Origin of the sequence: Arthrobacter sp. I3 (assembly GCF_000520575.1) — a bacterium.
GTDB classification, from domain to species: domain Bacteria; phylum Actinomycetota; class Actinomycetes; order Actinomycetales; family Micrococcaceae; genus Arthrobacter; species Arthrobacter humicola_A.
Genome location: NZ_KI914927.1, coordinates 131,472 through 148,339 on the forward strand (window position 1 = coordinate 131,472; position 16,868 = coordinate 148,339).

17 protein-coding genes are annotated in these 16,868 nt (G+C 67.4%); 9 read left to right on the forward strand and 8 right to left on the reverse strand.

The annotated features are described in order from the left end of the window. Window positions 1-198: 198 nt before the first annotated feature. Window positions 199-609, reverse strand: a complete 411-nt coding sequence (locus Y706_RS0112065) for a hypothetical protein (protein WP_253906775.1) — start codon at window positions 607-609, stop codon at window positions 199-201. Window positions 610-653: 44 nt separating this feature from the next. Continuing rightward, window positions 654-1,016, reverse strand: coding sequence for a cupredoxin domain-containing protein (locus Y706_RS28160; protein WP_216699131.1), 363 nt, complete (start codon window positions 1,014-1,016; stop codon window positions 654-656). A gap of 203 nt (window positions 1,017-1,219) precedes the next feature. On the opposite strand from Y706_RS28160, the gene Y706_RS0112075 reads away from it, so the two are divergent. Next, entirely contained in the window at window positions 1,220-2,167 is a 948-nt protein-coding gene (locus Y706_RS0112075) for a cation diffusion facilitator family transporter (protein ID WP_028276791.1), read from the forward strand. A 37-nt stretch (window positions 2,168-2,204) separates the two neighbouring features. On the opposite strand, the gene Y706_RS0112080 is transcribed toward Y706_RS0112075, so the two are convergent. Both Y706_RS0112080 and Y706_RS0112085 read right to left on the reverse strand, forming a co-directional pair. Further along, on the reverse strand, window positions 2,205-4,496 hold the full coding sequence (locus Y706_RS0112080) for a putative bifunctional diguanylate cyclase/phosphodiesterase (RefSeq protein WP_253906776.1): 2,292 nt from the start codon (window positions 4,494-4,496) through the stop codon (window positions 2,205-2,207). A 219-nt stretch (window positions 4,497-4,715) separates the two neighbouring features. After that, window positions 4,716-5,018, reverse strand: coding sequence for a DUF4193 domain-containing protein (locus tag Y706_RS0112085; RefSeq protein WP_028276793.1), 303 nt, complete (start codon window positions 5,016-5,018; stop codon window positions 4,716-4,718). 298 nt (window positions 5,019-5,316) lie between these two features. Between Y706_RS0112085 and Y706_RS0112090 the strand changes: the two genes are divergently transcribed. Together Y706_RS0112090 and Y706_RS0112095 are read left to right on the forward strand one after the other, a co-directional pair. Continuing rightward, on the forward strand, window positions 5,317-5,562 hold the full coding sequence (locus Y706_RS0112090; RefSeq protein ID WP_028276794.1) for a hypothetical protein: 246 nt from the start codon (window positions 5,317-5,319) through the stop codon (window positions 5,560-5,562). 96 nt (window positions 5,563-5,658) lie between these two features. Then, the gene (locus Y706_RS0112095; protein WP_028276795.1) at window positions 5,659-6,369 is read left to right on the forward strand and encodes a response regulator transcription factor; all 711 of its coding nucleotides are present in this window, start codon (window positions 5,659-5,661) and stop codon (window positions 6,367-6,369) included. Here Y706_RS0112095 and Y706_RS0112100 read toward each other — a convergent pair. Further along, window positions 6,317-7,789 (reverse strand): sensor histidine kinase, encoded by a 1,473-nt coding sequence (locus tag Y706_RS0112100; RefSeq protein WP_043436052.1) that lies wholly within the window; start codon window positions 7,787-7,789, stop codon window positions 6,317-6,319. The genes Y706_RS0112095 and Y706_RS0112100 overlap by 53 nt on opposite strands. Before the next feature lie 345 nt (window positions 7,790-8,134). Beyond that, on the reverse strand, window positions 8,135-10,060 hold the full coding sequence (locus Y706_RS0112105; protein ID WP_028276797.1) for an alpha-amylase family protein: 1,926 nt from the start codon (window positions 10,058-10,060) through the stop codon (window positions 8,135-8,137). Between the two features lie 166 nt (window positions 10,061-10,226). On the opposite strand from Y706_RS0112105, the gene Y706_RS0112110 reads away from it, so the two are divergent. Continuing rightward, window positions 10,227-10,976: an ABC transporter permease gene (locus Y706_RS0112110; RefSeq protein ID WP_028276798.1), complete on the forward strand. Its 750-nt coding sequence runs from the start codon at window positions 10,227-10,229 to the stop codon at window positions 10,974-10,976. 24 nt (window positions 10,977-11,000) lie between these two features. Here the strand turns inward: Y706_RS0112110 and Y706_RS27480 are convergent, their stop codons facing one another. Continuing rightward, entirely contained in the window at window positions 11,001-11,504 is a 504-nt protein-coding gene (locus tag Y706_RS27480; protein WP_052355067.1) for an HtaA domain-containing protein, read from the reverse strand. A 184-nt stretch (window positions 11,505-11,688) separates the two neighbouring features. Here Y706_RS27480 and Y706_RS0112120 point away from each other — a divergent pair, with 184 nt between their 5' ends. The 3 genes from Y706_RS0112120 (at window position 11,689) to Y706_RS0112130 (ending at window position 14,412) form a co-directional block, all read left to right on the forward strand. Then, complete coding sequence (locus Y706_RS0112120) at window positions 11,689-12,672, forward strand: S1C family serine protease (protein ID WP_043436053.1); 984 nt, start codon at window positions 11,689-11,691, stop codon at window positions 12,670-12,672. A 356-nt stretch (window positions 12,673-13,028) separates the two neighbouring features. Beyond that, window positions 13,029-13,967 carry an AfsR/SARP family transcriptional regulator gene (locus tag Y706_RS0112125; protein WP_243177785.1) on the forward strand — a complete coding sequence of 313 codons (939 nt, stop codon included), beginning with the start codon at window positions 13,029-13,031 and terminating at the stop codon, window positions 13,965-13,967. 181 nt (window positions 13,968-14,148) lie between these two features. Beyond that, the gene (locus Y706_RS0112130) at window positions 14,149-14,412 is read left to right on the forward strand and encodes a hypothetical protein (RefSeq protein WP_028276801.1); all 264 of its coding nucleotides are present in this window, start codon (window positions 14,149-14,151) and stop codon (window positions 14,410-14,412) included. Window positions 14,413-14,533: 121 nt separating this feature from the next. On the opposite strand, the gene Y706_RS0112135 is transcribed toward Y706_RS0112130, so the two are convergent. After that, window positions 14,534-15,154, reverse strand: coding sequence for an L-threonylcarbamoyladenylate synthase (locus Y706_RS0112135; RefSeq protein ID WP_028276802.1), 621 nt, complete (start codon window positions 15,152-15,154; stop codon window positions 14,534-14,536). Window positions 15,155-15,364: 210 nt separating this feature from the next. Here Y706_RS0112135 and Y706_RS0112140 point away from each other — a divergent pair, with 210 nt between their 5' ends. Continuing rightward, complete coding sequence (locus Y706_RS0112140) at window positions 15,365-16,234, forward strand: SDR family NAD(P)-dependent oxidoreductase (RefSeq protein WP_028276803.1); 870 nt, start codon at window positions 15,365-15,367, stop codon at window positions 16,232-16,234. After that, on the forward strand, window positions 16,231-16,776 hold the full coding sequence (locus Y706_RS0112145; RefSeq protein ID WP_028276804.1) for an NAD(P)H-dependent oxidoreductase: 546 nt from the start codon (window positions 16,231-16,233) through the stop codon (window positions 16,774-16,776). The genes Y706_RS0112140 and Y706_RS0112145 overlap by 4 nt, the downstream gene beginning before the upstream one ends. Window positions 16,777-16,868 lie beyond the last annotated feature (92 nt).

Sequence of the window (16,868 nt, forward strand, 5' to 3'; positions counted from 1 at the left end):
GGCGGCTGCCGATCCCGGCCCGGTCTGCCCTGGCGCCGGGGCGGCAGGTGCCCTCGTCGGTTCTGCAGGCCGGCTTCCGGGCACGTCTGCTGATCCCGTGCCTGTAGACGCCGTGTCCTCTTGTTTCGCGCATTCTGCAAACGACTTCAGCCTGAACCACCCCGCCCACATGCTAGCAAGTCCGCCGCCCGGGGTTGGTCAGTGCTTGGACTGGGCGCCCTGCCCGTTCGTCCGCCGTCCGGCCCGGACGAAACCGATGGCCGCCAGGACGGCGCCGGCGCCTTCGGCCACGGCGCTGACGGACTTCTCGAAGAACCAGATGGGCTCGTACATGGCCGGGAAAGGCCCGAACGCGGGAATATTCACATAACGGTATGCCACCACGGCCACGAAGGCGCTCAGCGCGACGACGAATGCGACGGCGAAGGCCGCCCTGCTGCCGCGCAGCAGCACGTACAACCCGGCCAGCACAGCGGCAGCCGATTCCAGCAGGAACAGGTTCCCTTGGCCGATTCCCGCGGAGTTCCCCGCCTGGTAGCCCGGGGCCAGGTGGATGTGGACGGCGGCGTCAATGAACAGGGCAACGGCCGTGAGGATTCGCAGTGTCATGCCGGCCGTATGGACCCGCACGGTCCGTCCGGGGCTCTGGGCGCTCATTTGACCACCAGCGTCCCGTGCATGCCCGGATGGTAGGTGCAGTGATACGCGTAGGATCCGGGCTTCGTCGGCGCAGTGAAAGTGGCAGTGCCCCCGCCCTTGACCTGGGCATCGAACGCTGAGCCTTCGTCAGCCGTGACCGTGTGGGCCGCGGCATCCATGTTGGTGACGGTGACCGCCGCGCCGGGGGCCACGGTGAGCGGGTCGCCGTAAGCGAAGTCCTTGATGGTGATGGTGGCGGCGGCGGTGCCCGCAGTCGGGCCGGCCCCGTAGGCAGGGCCGGGTGGAGGCGCCGACGTCGACGCCGGCGATCCGCTGCCGACGGCGCACCCGCCGGTGCCCAGCAAGATCAGGAGCACCAATAGCGACGACAGCTTCCGACGAGCATTCATTGCGCACCACCCCGAGCGGCTTGAGGAAACGAGCGGATGAACGTACTAGCTATATTGTGCGCCTGACCGGCACGAATGGAACCAGTCGGCGTCGAACGCCGGTCCGGGAGAGCCCGGGGAGATAGCGTAGTCACTGGCATGCATCCTGCAGCCGAGGGAGGGAAAATTGCGTGAAGCGTAAGAAGTCCTGGTCAGCATCGCTCACAGTGCTGATTGCCTTTGCAGCGAACGTCCTCGTCGCGGCAGCCAAAACAGTGGCCGCACTCATCTCTGGCTCGGCGTCCATGACTGCCGAGGCGGCCCACTCCTGGGCCGATACCGGCAACCAGGTCTTCCTGCTCATCGCCGAACGGAAAGCCGCGCGGAAACGCGACAAAGCCCACCCCATGGGTTACGGGCGCGAGGCCTACGTATGGTCAATGATCGCCGCCTTTGGCCTGTTTACGGCCGGCGCGGTGGTGTCGGTGATGCACGGCATCCAGCAGCTGATCACCCCGGAACCGCCAGGTGACTATGGGATCGCCTACCTGGTGCTGACCATCGCGTTCGTCCTTGAAGGCGTGTCCTTCATCCAGGCGTTCCGGCAAAACCGGAAGGCGGCGCGAGAGCTTGACCGGAACACCCTCGAGCAGGTCCTCAAGGGCTCCGACCCCACGCTGCGCGCCGTCTTCGCCGAGGACGGGGCCGCGCTCGTTGGCCTGCTCATCGCCTTCGCCGGGATATTCCTGCACCAGGTCACGGGGTCCTCCGTGCCGGACGCCGTGGGGTCCATTCTGGTGGGCATCCTCCTGGCCGTGGTTGCCGTCGTACTGATCGAGCGGAACCGGCGCTTCCTGGTGGGACAAGCCGTGACCGGCGATATCGAGGGCAGCATGGCCCGCCGCCTCCTCGAACACCCAGAGATCGAACGCATCACGTACCTGCATCTCGAATACGTCGGCCCGCGCAAGCTCTACGTCGTGGCGGCCGTGGACATACAGGGAGATCTCCGGGAACACGACGTCGCCGTGGCCCTACGCCGCGTTGAACGCGAACTTGAGGACCACGAAACCGTGGAAGAGGCCGTGCTGACACTCGCCACCGCGGACGAGCCCTCGTTGGACTTCCCCGCCGTTTGAGCACAACGCCGACCGCCTGTCCGGTCCTTCGGCTGGCTCAGGCGCCGGCCGCCGTCGCGTCCATGCCGGCTGGCGGCTGCAGGCGGGCCCCGGAGGCCAGCAGCGCCTCGAGAACGGGGGACGGGCTGGGACTGGCCAGGAGGAAGCCCTGGCCCATGTCGCAGCCGAGCGAGCGCAGGAGATCCAGCTGCCCGGTGTGCTCGATGCCCTCGGCGATGACGGCCAGGTCCAGTTTCCGGGCCACTTCCAGAATGCCCTCGAGCATCGCCGCGGCCGGGGCGTCCCCAGGCAGCCCGGACAGGAAGGCACGGTCGATCTTGAGAATGTCCGCGGGCAGCGCAGCGAGCGTGCTGAGCGAGGAGAAGCCGGTCCCGAAGTCGTCGATTGCGATGCGGACGCCGAAGCTCTTCAGCCGGTTCAGGGCAGCGACCCCGCCGTCGGCGCTCGTGGCCAGGGCCGATTCGGTGACCTCGAGGATCACCTTGTCGGCCTGCGAGGCGGGGTGGGCCAGGATGCGCTCCAGGGCTGCCAGGTTCCGGTCACTCGATAGCTGAAGAGTGGAAAGATTGACCGAGACCCAGAAGTCTTCGGCAGTGCCGGGGGACCGGCGCCAGCCGGCGACGTGACGGCTTGCGGTGTCCAGTACCCAGCAGCCGATGGGGCCTATCTCGCCGGTTTCCTCGGCCAAGGAGATGAAGTCGGCCGGTCCCAGCCGGCCCAGGGTCGGGTGCTCCCAGCGGACCAGGGCCTCCACCCCGGCGATCTCACCGGTGCCGAGATTCACCACGGGCTGGTAGTCGAGGCGCAGCTGCCCGGCCTGCACGGCTGTGGCGAGGTCCGCCCGGAGAGCGGCCCGGTAGGTCATTTCGTCATATCCCCGGGCATCGAAGAGCTGGTAGCGGCCTTTCCCGCCATGCTTGGCCATGTACATGGCGAAGTCCGCCTGCCGCATCAGCTCGGCCGGATCTGCAGTGCCGGCGCTGCGCTGGGCGGCGCCCATGCTGACGGTTACCTTCAGCCGGACGTCATCGATGCAGAAAGGGTCCCGCAGCGTGTCCTGGATGCGCCGTGCGACGTCGTCCGTCGCCGTGCCGCCCTCATCCGTCACGACGATCGCGAATTCGTCGCCGCCCAGCCGGGCGACGAGGTCATGCCCGCGCACGCAGCCCCGCAGCCGTTGGGCCAGCTGAATGAGCAACGCGTCGCCGCCCTCATGGCCCAGCGAGTCGTTGACGTCTTTGAAGTCGTCGACGTCGATGACCAGCAGGCCTTCATGCCCGTCGCAGACCTCGGTGCCAGCTGCTTCCGGGTTCTTTGCCCCGGGGTCGAACGCGGCGGTGAGGCGTTCGGTGAGGACTGCCCGGTTGGCCAGTCCCGTGAGCGGGTCGTGGGTGGCACGGAAGGTCAGTTCCAGGTGGTTGTCGTGCACGGTGGCGGCCATGGAATTGAAGGCCTCGGCCAGCTGGCCAAGTTCGTCATTGCGGACAACGCTGATCCGGTGGCTGTAATCACCGGACTGCAGCTTCACGACCCCGCGGTACAGACCCTCTACGGGGCGCATCAGGTACTTGGTCATCCGCCGGCGGAAAAAGAACACCCCGCCCGCGGCCAGCGCAAAGAGGGCCGTGCGGACGGTCGATACCATCTGCTGGAGTCCGGCCGCACGGGCGACGCCGTCGTCCAGCGCGTCGAGCGAAGCGCGACGGACGTCGGCGAGCAGGGCGCGGGCCTTGGCGCTGGACGCGGCGAACGCCGGGGCCTCCGCCACTCGGTTGCCGTGGAGAGTGGCCACCTGGCTTCCCCAGAGATTGTGTGCGGACAGTGCCTCCTGCCACGCGGCCCGGGCCTCGCGGACTGTGGCCCGCATGCCGTACGCCTCCGGCAGGATCCGGGCGGTGGCATCGAACTGGGCGGAGATGTCCTTTTGTTGCAGCAAAAAGGCGGCCGGATCTGCGGGTGCGGACAACAGCTGGAGTCCGGCTTGTTCGTGGGTCTCGATGCCGGTCCGGAGCTCGGCGATGGCCTCCGACTCGACGCGGTGCTGTGCGGCGGCGTGCTGGATTTGGTCCGTGACAAAACGGACGCCGACCAGGGTTACCGCGGCCCCGGCGAGCAGGGCAAGGAGCACCAGGATGAAGGCCCTGGACCATTCGCGCTGCAGGCTCCCTGCGCGGGCGGGTTTGCCGGTGCCGGGGGTACGGGTGGCCGCCGGCCCTTCAGCCGGCATGGCCGGCCCGCCGGATCGTTCGGGTCCATTGGCGTCGTTGGCGTCGGCGGCCGACGGCGGCGCAGCAGCAGGGTCAGCCAAGCTGCTGGTGGATTTACGCATGATCAGCCTCCGGCCGTGTGCCGGCCGTCGCCGCATCGTCAAACAGGAGCGTAGCCGAACGTGCCCCGGCTGGTCATGTCCTGCCGCCTCCCGACACTATTGTGAAGCATGTGACAGAAGTGTATTCGACGGGCGGCCCGGCGGGTAGCGTCCGGTGCCGGAACCACACCTGCCGGGCTGTACGTTTCCGGACCGGCTGAGCCGGTCCTGCCGGGGGCTCTAGCTGAGGCAGTCTGCGCAGTAGGCGTGGCCGGCCTTCTCCTTGGCCAACTGGGACCGGTGCCGCACCAGGAAACAGGAATAGCACGTGAATTCGTCTTCTTTTTGCGGGATGACCGTGACGGTCAGTTCCTCGCCGGACAGGTCTGCCCCCGGCAGTTCCACGCCTTCGGAGGTATCGGCCTCGTCTAGTTCGCGGACAACGCTTCGCGCGTCAGGCGCATTCGCCGAACGGAGCGCCTCCAGGGAAGCGTTGCGGGATTCCGCGACGTCGGAGCGTACTTCGTCATAATCGGTTGCCACCTGGTGATACTCATTTCAGTTGCTGGGCGTGTGATTCGGAGTCTCTCCGGATCTACGTATCTCTGTATCTCCGGATCTCCGGGATTGAACCGTACAGCATGACGCCGTGTAAATGCTGGGGACCGGAGCAGTCGCGGCAGTGACGCTCATGACACCCGGAAGCGGACGCCCGCGAGGCCGGCCTTCCTGCTTTGTTCGCCACTGGTCACCGGGGCGTCACGTGCCGTTAATTTGGCTGCCCTACCCTGATTCTTTAGGCACCATCCACCTTGGGCACCATCCGTCGGGAGGATTCACCATGGCCGATATTGCTGCAGTGCTGGGACGGCTCACGCAGGACGAACTCAATGAACTGCGGTCCCTGGGCCCCAGCGGGCACCTGACCCGTCGCCTGACCGACGCCATCGACCGCGCCGCCGGCGGCCCCGGAGCCGGGCGCGGCTACTACGTCCCCAACGGGAGCGTCAGTTCCACCGGCGGACCGCACGTGGTCCTGCGCAGCGACGTTTCCGGGTGGCTGTTCGGTCCTCCCCACCAGGCCTGACCGCACTGCGACGGGCATCCCCTCCCACTGCACCCGCGAGGTTCCTTCCAGCCCGGCCCCGGAAGGGCCATACTGGCCCAAAGGGAGGGGGCTGGATTGCGGATCCTGATGGTGGAGGATGAGGACGCCCTGGCGGAAACAGTCCGCCGCGGGCTGAGGAACGAGGGGTTCGTCGTCGACGTCGCCCACGACGGCGTGCGGGGACTCGCGGCGGCGCTGGAGAACGCGTACGATGCCATCCTGCTGGACCTCATGCTGCCGCGGATGAACGGCTACGACGTCTTGAAGGAATTGCGGCAACGCAAGGTGTGGACTCCGGTGCTGATGCTCACGGCCAAGGACGGCGAATACGACCAGACCGATGCCTTCGACCTGGGCGCTGATGACTACCTCACCAAGCCGTTCAGCTTCCTGGTGCTGGTGGCCCGGATCAGGGCGTTGATCCGGCGCGGAGCGCCCGCCAGGCCTGTCATCATGACGCTTGGCACGCTGTCCCTGGACCCCGTCAGCCACAGTGTGCGCCGCGGCGACACCCTCATTAGCCTCACGGCCAGGGAGTACGGGCTCCTGCATTATCTGATGCGCCGGCATGACCAGATCGTCTCAAAGGCGGAAATCCTGCAAAACGTCTGGGATCCGGCTTTCGAGGGCGCGAACAATGTGGTTGAGGTGTACATCGGCTACCTTCGGCGCAAGATTGATGTCCCGTTCGGGATCCACAGCCTGACCACGGTGCGCGGCATGGGCTATCTGCTCAGCGCCGACCCGACCCCTGAACCCCGTGCCGCCGGGAGTCGCGAGGAGTGACGTCGGCCGGCTCCACAGGTTCCGGAAGGGGAAGTGTGATCTCAAAGCGGCAGTGACCCGCCGGTCCGTCCGTCGGACGGATGCTCCCATGATGGGCGGCCACAATTCCCGCCGCGATGGCCAGGCCCAGTCCGCTGCCGCCGCCTTCCCGGGAACGGCTGCCATCGAGCCGGACGAACCGTTCGAAGATCCGCTCCCGGTCCGCCTCCGGGATGGGGTCGCCGTCGTTGTCGACAGTGAGGATGACCCGGTCCCCGGCCGTGTGCAGGTCCACGGCGATCCGGGACAGGGCGTGGCGGTCGGCGTTGTCCAGGACGTTCCGGAGGACCTGCGCCAGCCGCCGGGCGTCGCCGCGGATCCGGGTCGGAACGAGCTCCACCGAGATCTGGTTCCGGCTGGTGGACCGCAGCCGGCGGATCTCCTGGTCCAGCACGTCGTCAAGATCGACGTCCTTCTGCTCCACGCGCAGGCCGCCGTCATTGGCTTTGGCCAGTGTCAGCAGGTCCTCCACGAGGAAGCTCATGCGGGCCGTCTCCTCGGAGAGGACATCCTTCATCTGAAGCCACATCGCCCCGGTCGGGTCCGCCGCCGCGATCTCGATTCCGGCCCTCAGCGTGGCCAGCGGGCTGCGCAGCTCGTGGCTGGCGTCCGAGACGAATCTGCGCTGTTCGGTGTCCGAGGCCTGCAGCCGGTCCAGCATGGTGTTCATGGTCAGCGCCAGGGCGTGGATTTCGTCGTTGGTGGGCGGGACGTCGACGCGCCCGTCCAGCCGCTCGGCGTTGATCCGGGCCACCTGGCCACGGATCCGCTCAACCTGGCGGAGGGAACGGCCCACCAGAAGCCAGACGGACACGGCCACGGTCCCGAGCAGCAGCGGCGTGGCTCCCAGCATGAACCACGCGACGGTGGAAATGGTGTCCGCCTGTATCTGGGATGCCTGGGCCACCACCACGGTATAGCTCAACGTGCCGGTCCGCGCTCCCACGGTGACGATGTGGTAGTCGTCGGTGTCCCCGATGCTCGGAAGGCTCGAGACGTCCTGGGTCATGGTCTGGCCCGGGCTGGGCCGCTGGGCTGACAGGGGGGCGTTGGCGACCTCGGGGTCCGAGCTGGCCAGGACGTACCCTTCGGCATCCAGCACCTGGACGAACTGGCCCGCATGCGCGGTGTCAACGATGTAGGCGCGGCCATCCTCGATGTCCATGTCCTCCATCTCGGCGATCACGTCCAGGGCCTTCTGCTGGGCTGCGGCGTCGCTCGACCGCGCCAGTGACGCCTGCAGCAGGACCAGAAGGACGAGGCCGCCGAGCAGCAGCGCCACGGCTACGACGCCGACGGCGACCGCCGTCGAGCGCTTCCGCACGCCCCATCGAATCTCGCCCCTGGCGGGGCCGGAGGGGGCCCGTTTGCCCAGTGCCATGCTCCAAGAATGCGTCAATGCGCGGTTCGGGACAACCACCGCGGCCGCATTGCCGGCGCCGCCCGCCCGGCCGGCGCCCCGGCGGTGGCCGGAGCGCTCCCGCCTGCGCGCACGTCCCCACGGAGAGAGGCTGCTCTCAGTCTCTTCTCAGCGGGATGGGGGAGAGTGGAAATAGGCCGCAGAAGACCGGCCGCCGGCCGCCACAGGGCCGTTCGTCCACAGATTCCGGCCGCACGCTCTCCTCAACCAGTGTGCGGCCGGACACGGCACCGGGCGAAGCGGCGCAGCAGGCGCCGACAACAGCCGCTTCCCTTACTCCGTGCCGATGAGCCGCGGGCCAGCGCCTCAAGGCCGGGGCGTCACCCGGAGCCAGACGAACTGCCGGGCGTCCAGGACCAGTCCCGCGTCGAGGCACACGTGGGCGCCGGTCAGGACGTCGACGGCGCCGGCCGCGAAGCCGGAGAGCGTCAACGCCGTTACCTCCTGGGGGCCGTCGCTGAAGTTAGCCAGGGCGAGGATCAGCGTTCCATTTCCGGGACGCTGGTACCCCAGGACTCCCGGGTTGTTCGTGGCGAACCCGACCAGCCGGGTCCCGGCCAGTTCCGGCGTCGCGGACCGTACGGACACCATCCGGCGCAGCCCGGCAAAGACCGCCCCGGCGGGGGTTTCCGGCTCCGCGCGCCGCGCGTACCCCGCGGCCGGGTAGTGCGGCCGGTGCACCCAGCGGCTGTCCGTTCCGTGGCCTTCCTCGGCGGCGTACCCATAGTCGTTGAACTGGCCGACCTCGTCACCGAGGTAGAGCAGCGGGATGCCCCCGGTGCTGAAGGCCACCGAGTGGGCCAGCAGGATCCGGTCCACTGCCACATCGGCTCCGCCCTCCAGCCCGCAGAGCGACGCCGTTGTGCCGGAAATCCGGCAGTCGCCGGTGCGGGGGTTGTCCTGAAAAGGCACGCCGCGGGCGAAGCTGCCAGGGAAACGGTTGACGTAGAAGGAATTGAGGAACCGCCGGTGCTCGAAGGCATTGATGCCAAGCTCGGCGGCATCCTCATCCGCAAATGTCCAGCCGATGTCGTCATGGCTGCGGACGTAGTTCACCCACGCCGTGCCGTCCGGAATATTGTGGCGCCGCTCCAGGGCCTGGGTGAGCAGGGACACGTCGCGGGTGGCCAGCGCCTCCCAGATCAGCGCCATCTGCAGGGGGTTGTAGGAGAGCTGGCACTCGGCGGGGTCAATGTAACGGGCCACCTCGTCGGGGTGGACGATCGCCTCGGACTTGAACAGCAGCGACGGCGCCGCCAGCCGGCACACGGCATTGAACGCCTGCAGCAGCGTGTGGGCTTCGGGAAGGTTCTCACAGGGCGTGCCGAGCTGCTTCCAAATGAAGGCGACGGCGTCCATCCGGAGAATGTCCACGCCCTGGTTGGCCAGGAACAGCATCTCGCCCGCCATGGCCCGGAACACGTCCGGGTTGGAGTAGTTCAGGTCCCACTGGAAGGTGTGGAACGTGGTCCAGACCCACCGTCCGTCCGGCAAGTCGACGAATGAGCCGGGGTGGTCGTCCGGGAAGATTTCGCGCACGGTTTGCTCGAACGCGTCCGGCATGGACCTGTCCGGGAAGATCCAGTAGTAGTCGCTGTAGGCCGGCTCGCCCGCGGCCGCCTTCCGGGCCCATTCGTGCTCGTCGGAGGTGTGGTTGAAGATGAAGTCGACCACGAGGCTGATGCCGTTCGCCCGCAGCTCGGCGGCGAGGTCACGCAGCTGCTCCATGGTGCCCAGCCTGGGATTGACGTCCCGGTAGCTGGAAACGGCGTAGCCGCCGTCGGAGTGCGGTTCGGGGGCCAGGAACAGCGGCATCAGGTGCAGGTAGGTCAGGCCCAGTTCCTTGAAATAGGGGATCCGGGCGCGGACGCCTTCGAGGTCTATGGCGTATCTGTCGACGTAGCAAACGCCGCCGAGCATGGTGTTGGACTGGAACCAGCCGCTGTTGTGTTCCCGTTCGGCGTCGAGGCCCTTGAGCGGGGCAGGCCTCTCGGCCCACGACCGGGCAGACTGCATCACTAGGTCGGTGAGCTGATCCAGCCAATCAGGCCGTGCGCCGTAGAGATCGTGGAACAGCCGGAACAAGGCCGGGAAATGACGGTCGAAGCGCTCTTCGAAGACGGCCCGGTCCGCGCCGTCCCACCCGATGCCCGTGCCCGCCGCCAAGGCCCGGAGCACATGCCGGCGGGCCTCGCTGTGGACGCCGTCGGCTAGAAGGGCGGGTTCAACCATGGAGCATCTCCTTTGACCAGTTTCAGTCCCCGACGGCGCGACGACCGTTCACATCCTTGCAGAAGGACGCGCGGGTGCCCAGCACGGCAGCCGTGTCCGGCGAGGAAAGGCAGCCGACAGCCGATGCCGCCAATGGTGCTGCCGCGAAGGTCTATAGGCTGGCGTGATGACTGCCCTGACTGATCTCCTGCCCACGCTGCTGGGCGTAGGGCTCCTGATGCTGGTCACCGTGGGGTTGCTTGCGGTATTCCGGATCCCTCACCGGACCGCGCCGGCGCTGGCCATCCTGCGCGGGGCTGTGCAACTGGCTGTCATCAGCCTCATACTGGGCACTGTTATCACCAGTCCGGTCTGGGTCGGCGCCGCACTTCTCGTGATGTTTTCGGTGGCCGCAGTGACGGCCGCGCGACGCCTGGGGTGGAGTTGGGGCCGCCTGGCGGTAGTGGGTGGCTCGATGGCCGCCGGCATCCTGGTGACCCTGGCGATCGTTTTCGGCACGGGCGCTATGGCCCTGACGCCCCGCTACGCGCTGGCAATTGGGGGGATCGTGATCGGCAATGCGATGACCATCGCCACCCTGGCCGGCCGGCACTTTGCCGAGTCGGTGAATGAACGTTGGGATGAGGTTGAAGCGTGGCTGGCTTTGGGGGCGACGCGGCGTCAGTCGACGTTGGAGCTGGCCCGGCGCGCCGTCTATTCAGCCCTCATCCCTTCGACCGACCAGACTAAGACGACGGGACTTGTCACCCTGCCCGGGGCGTTTGTGGGTGCGATCTTCGGCGGCCTTTCACCCTTGGAAGCGGGCCGCTTCCAGATCGTCGTGCTCGCCTCGATCATGGCGGCAGGTTCCATGACCGCCGTGGCCCTGATCGGGATCATCGCGCCGGTGAGGGTGCGTCCGGTGCGTCCACGCTAGCGCCCGCGCCGTGGCCCGTCCTGACTACGCCGGCACCCGGATGACCAGGGGGTCCATCGCCTGGCCGTCGGCGTACTGGCCGTCGAAAAGTTCCGAACCTGCCTGGGAGACGGCGACCTCGACGCGCTCCCAGACGAGAAACCCCTCCATGTTGCGGGGCGCGGCAGTGCGCAGGGTGCCGACATCCGAGCGGTCCGTCCCGCCGCCGTCGCCCGTGCTGATGGACAGGACCCCGTGCCCGGCCGCGAACTCGACCCATGGATCCAGCAGCCGGACGAACATCATTCCGTGGTGACCGGCGACGCGGACATCGCCGCGGAACCGCAGCAATCCGGTGCCGCTGGCGGGATCGTACTCGGAGCCGGCGGGAGCGAAGCAGAACTCTCCGGACGCAGTAACCGTGGCGCCGTCGGCTGCGGAAACAGCACCGTCCGGGAGTCCCGAAATGTAATCCATAAAGCTGCGTTTGATGCCCCAGGTCAGACCCGGCAGGGGCAGCGGGGCGGGGGAGGCGGACGTTGGTGTCACGTGGGTTCTCCTGGGCTGTCGGGCGGATCTACATCCGAGCCTAGCCGCGGATCCGCGCCGGGCTGAACTGTTGCACCGCCGCCGCTTCATCCTAGGTATTTCTCTGACGGCGTAGGCCCGCCAGGACTACTCCCGGGACGGCGGTGGTTGACTTGGATGAGTACCGTTTAGCAGGAGGTGCACCGTGGCCGCGTCCATCAGCAGGGTTTCCGGATCCGATGTGTCCGAAGACCCGCTGGATTCATATTCCGCAACGGTCATCCGCGTGGCCGAGGCTGTCACCCAGCACGTCGCCGCGCTCGAGGTGACCGGCAATGGGCGCAACGGCAGGGTGAGGGTCGGTGCGGGCTCGGCCGTGCTGTTCACCACGGACGGATATCTGCTGACGAATGCCCACGTGGTGGGTGGCGCCCAGTCCGGCCACGCAGTCTTCGCCGACGGCACCAGCACGGCTGTTGACGTGGTGGGCGCCGACCCGCTCTCCGATCTTGCCGTGGTCCACGGCAGGGCACCCACCGCGGCGCCGGCTGAACTCGGCGACGCCGAGTCCCTCCGGGTCGGCCAGCTGGTCATCGCCGTGGGCAATCCGCTCGGGCTCGCCGGCTCCGTCACCGCCGGCGTGGTCAGCGGGCTGGGCCGTTCGATCCCGGTCTGGTCCGGACGGAGCCGGCGCGTGATCGAGGACGTCATCCAGACCGACGCGGCCCTCAACCCCGGCAGCTCCGGCGGGGCGCTGGCAGACGCCCGCGGGCGGATCGTCGGCATCAATACGGCCGTGGCCGGTGTTGGGCTCGGGCTGGCCGTTCCCATCAACGCGACGTCCCGGCGGATCATCGCGTCGCTGCTCAAGGACGGCCGCGTCCGCCGGGCCTACCTGGGCCTGGTCAACACACCGATCCAGTTGCAGCCGAGCGCCGTCGTCCGGACGGGCCGCAGGGAGGGCCTGCTCGTGGTCGAAGTCCTCCCGGATTCCCCCGCCGAGCGGGCCGGGCTACGGACCGGCGACATCCTCCTGAAGGTCGGACACATGTATGTGTCCAACGCCGAGAGCCTGCAGAAACTGCTGTTCGCCGAAGCGATCGGGGAGCCGCTGGACCTTGCCGTGCTCCGGGACGGCGCGGACCTGCGACTGGTGGCCGTGCCCGCCGAGATGACCGATAACCAGTAGGTAAACCCGGTCCGGACCGGCGGTTTCAACCCGCTGGAATTTGCCCGCCGGGGGCCTAATCCCTGCCCGGCTAAACTACTTGGGTCCGCATAGCGGCGGCCCGCGGAATTACTTGGTTGGCGCCGCAATCACCTGCCCTCCGCTCCGCACGCTTACTCAGCGGTACTGACCCCTGTACGCGTCTTTCTTTGGGCGAAAGATCGGGTAGCGGCATGCCTTGTTGCGCCCCGCCGGGCGTGTCACGGTGTCATTGGAAAGCCGGAGGGAACAGAGCCTCAGTACGGCCTGGTTTCGATGTTGATCCGGCTCTCCATAGACGATTGAGTTCGTTTTACCTGGGGAAATCGGAGAACATCGTGGATAGCCCAAAGGAAACAGCACCTTCCATTTCGGTCCGCCTCTTCGGATCATTCGAAGTGCGCCGGGACGGCGTGGCGCTCACCGCCGCCGACATGGGCGGATGCAAGCCCCGGCACATACTGGAAATCCTTCTCCTGAACCTTGGCACGCCCGTGTCCAAGACCCGCCTGATCGATCTTCTCTGGGGCGCCGGAGCCAGTGACGGCTCCGTGGCGACCCTCGAGAGCTATATCAGCGGTATCCGCCGTGCCATCCAGCCGGGGCAGACCAAGACCGGCCCGCTCCGCACGGCCAACAGTGGCTACGTCCTGGATCCTACGCTCGTGGACCTCGATCTGTTCCGGTTCCGGGACCTGGTCCGCGACGCCGGTGAGCTGGCTCCGGCGGAGGCCTACCCCCTGATGCTCGAGGCCCTGGAGATTTCCGCCGAGCCGCTGCTCGGGTTCGAACTTGCCTCCGACTGGGCCGAAGAGGCGCGCGCACGCCATGCAGCCGAGAAGGTGGCGCTGCAGATCCTCGCGGCAGAAACGGCGGCTCTGCTGGACAAACCAGACGATGCCGTCAACCTGGTCCAGGCTGCCATTCGCGCGGAGCCCCTGAACGAGCGGGCCTGGACGGTGCTGGTGACCGCCTATGAACAGGCAGGCCTGCCGGCGGAGGGCCTCGCAGCGTATGACCGTTGCCGGCGGCTCTTCGACCGCGACCTTGGCTGCAGCCCCGGTCCGGCCCTGCAGGAAGCTCATCTGCGGCTCCTGCGGCAGCGTGCGGAAAGCAACTCCGAACTCTCCGAGGTACTGGCGGCGCTGCTCTATCTGGGCGAGCGGTTGAACGGGCCCAAGAGCCGGCAGCTGCCGGCGGCGGAGTCCCGGCGCATGCATGAGAACGCCGGGCGGGTGCTTGATTCCTTCCTCCAGCGCGTCCGGGCCGCGGTCTGACCCCCGCGGGGCCGCCACCGTTGGACCGGCGGCGCCGAATTGATGACCGAGATGGCCGCCACCGGGACGCGGGCGTTAGCTTCGTCACGTGGCCGGGATTCTCGGGGAATTCCGCCGCGCCGGGCCTCATACTGGGAACATCCCCGGCGGGCAGTCCCACCGCCGGGCGTGAGGAGGGCCCATGGAAACCTTGAAGAAAGTCGTCACGAACGAGTACTTCCCCGCAGCCGCTGTGCTGTCCGGAGTCATCCTGTTCTGGGTTCTGGGCCTCTTCGGCGGACTGTCTCTCCTGAGCACCCGCCAAAGCCCGGTGACCACCCTGACATGGATGATGTTCGTCTACGCCGCAGCGGTGCTCTCGCCCCTGGCCGGGCTTGTCGCCGCCATCGACCTCGTGCGCCGGTGGCTGCGGAACCGGCAGGCGGCCGCGGCGGAATCCGCCTAGTCCGCCCCGCCTGGCCTATCCCGGCGCCTGGCCTATCCCGGCGCCCGGCCCATCCCGGAGCCGTGTCAGCCGGCCGGCGCCATGCCGCTGCCGGCGCCCTCTGTCAACCGAAGCGCGACTGTTACTCGAAGCGCGACGGATCACCCATGCCGCGCCGGACGATTTCTGCGACGCCGCTGGAGTAGTCGATCACCGTGGTTGGCTCGGCACCACAGTCGCCGGAATCGATCACGGCGTCCACCACGTGGTCCAGGCGTTCCTTGATCTCCCACCCCTGAGTGAGTGGCTCTTCCTCATCGGGAAGCAGCAAAGTGCTCGACAGCAGCGGCTCGCCAAGCTCAGCGAGCAGCGCCTGCACGACGTGGTTGTCCGGAATGCGCACGCCAACAGTCTTTTTCTTCGGATGCAGCAGCCGTTTCGGGACCTCCCTGGTCGCCGGCAGGATGAAGGTATAGCTGCCGGGCGTGACGGCCTTGATGCTGCGGAACACATCGTTGTCGATCTGGACGAACTGGCCCAACTGGGCGAAGTCCTTGCAGACGAGGGTGAAATGATGTTTGCCGTCCAACTGCCGGATGGTCCGGATCCGGTCCAGGGCCTCCCGGTTGCCCAGCTGAGCGCCCAGCGCGTAGCAGGAATCCGTGGGGTAAGCGATCAGGCCGCCTGAGCGCACGATGTCCACCGCCTGGAGGATCGAACGGGGCTGGGGGTTCTCGGGGTGCACATCGAAGTATCTCGCCATGCCACGAGCATACGCCCGGCGGCCGCCCGGACGGCCACAGCTGAGCCCGTCAGCCGACCCGAATGTCCCGCGGCGGAGCAGGGCCGGCCGCTGCTTGTGCACAGACAGTTCTGTCTGATACTTTCATTCCGGTGTAGACAAACCTGTCTACACCCCACTCATGCAGCTTTGCGGCAAACGAACACCGAGAGCGAGAACCGAATGCTGTCAATGGCAGGAAAGACAGTTCTGATCACCGGAGGCACCGGCGGGATCGGCAAGGCCACGGCTCTGGGTCTGGCCGCCCTTGGTGCGCGGGTTGCCATCACTGGACGCAACGCTGACAGGGCATCGCGGGCAGCTGAGGAGATCCGCGCTGTGGCGTCGGCCCCCGTCGAGGTGTTCACCGCCGATCTCTCCTCCCAGCGGGAAGTCCGCACGCTGGCCGACGAGGTGCTGAATACCTTGGACCGCCTCGATGTGCTGGTCAACAATGTGGGCGGATTCTGGAACACCCGCCGCGTCACCGTGGATGGACTTGAGTACACCTTCGCCCTTAACCACCTTGCTCCTTTCCTGCTCACCAACCTTCTCCTTGAACGGTTGAAGGAGAGCGGACCGGCGCGGATCGTAACGGTCTCGTCCGGCGCCCAGGCCATGGCCCGGATGGACTTCGCGGACCTGCTGGCCGAACGGTCCTACTCGGGGCAGCGGGCGTACAACCAGTCGAAATTGGCCAACGTTTTGTTCACTTACGGACTCGCCGAACGTCTCTCCGGCACCCACGTCACCGCAAATGTGCTCCACCCCGGAGTCGTGGCGACGGCGTTCGGAGCCGAAGATCCTGGCCGGCTGCAAGAGTTCCTGACACCGCTGGTTCAGCGGTGGATGAAAACCCCGGAGCAGGGCGCCCGGACCTCCATCTACCTTGCCTCGGCGCCGGAGCTCGAAAACGTCACCGGGCAGTACTTTGCCAACAGCACTCCCAAGAAATCATCAAAACGCAGCTACAGCCAGTCCGATATTGACCGCCTCTGGCAGGTCAGTTCGGCTCTGGTCGGCCTCGAATCCGACTCTGAAAGAAGCACGAACCTTCCATGACCCCACAGCGCACGCTCGTCCTTGTTGCCCACCCCGACCTGGAAAGCTCGCGGATCACCGCGCACCTCACCGCAGCCATCATGGACTTGGAGCACGTGACGGTGCATGACCTCTCCGCCGCCCACCCGGACCGGCGGTTCGACACCGCCCGGGAACAGGAGTTGCTGCGCGGGCACGACACCATCGTCTGCCAGTTCCCGTGGCACTGGTACTCCGTCCCGGGGGTCCTGAAGGAGTGGATGGACCAGGTGCTCACGTACGGCTTCGCGTACGGCGCCGGAGGCGACGCCCTCCACGGAAAGCGGCTCCAGCTGGTGCTGTCGACCGGCGGCCCTGAATCGTCCTACGCGCCGGCAGGACACAACCGCTTCACGATGGAGGAGCTCCTGCGCCCCCTCGACGCAACCGCGCACTTGTGCGGTCTGGAGATGGCCCAGCCACTCATCCTGCATTCGGCACCCCGGGTGGACGCCGACGAACTCGGCCGGCACGCCGCCCGGTACCGCGAACTGCTGGCTCCCGCGTCGGTCGCCGCGCGGTAAACGGAGCCCGGTGCGTCGGATCAGACGCACCGGGGGAGCGGCAGTCAGGCGGCCTGGGCGGCGGACATGAAAGCAGATCCGCGGGCCCGGCT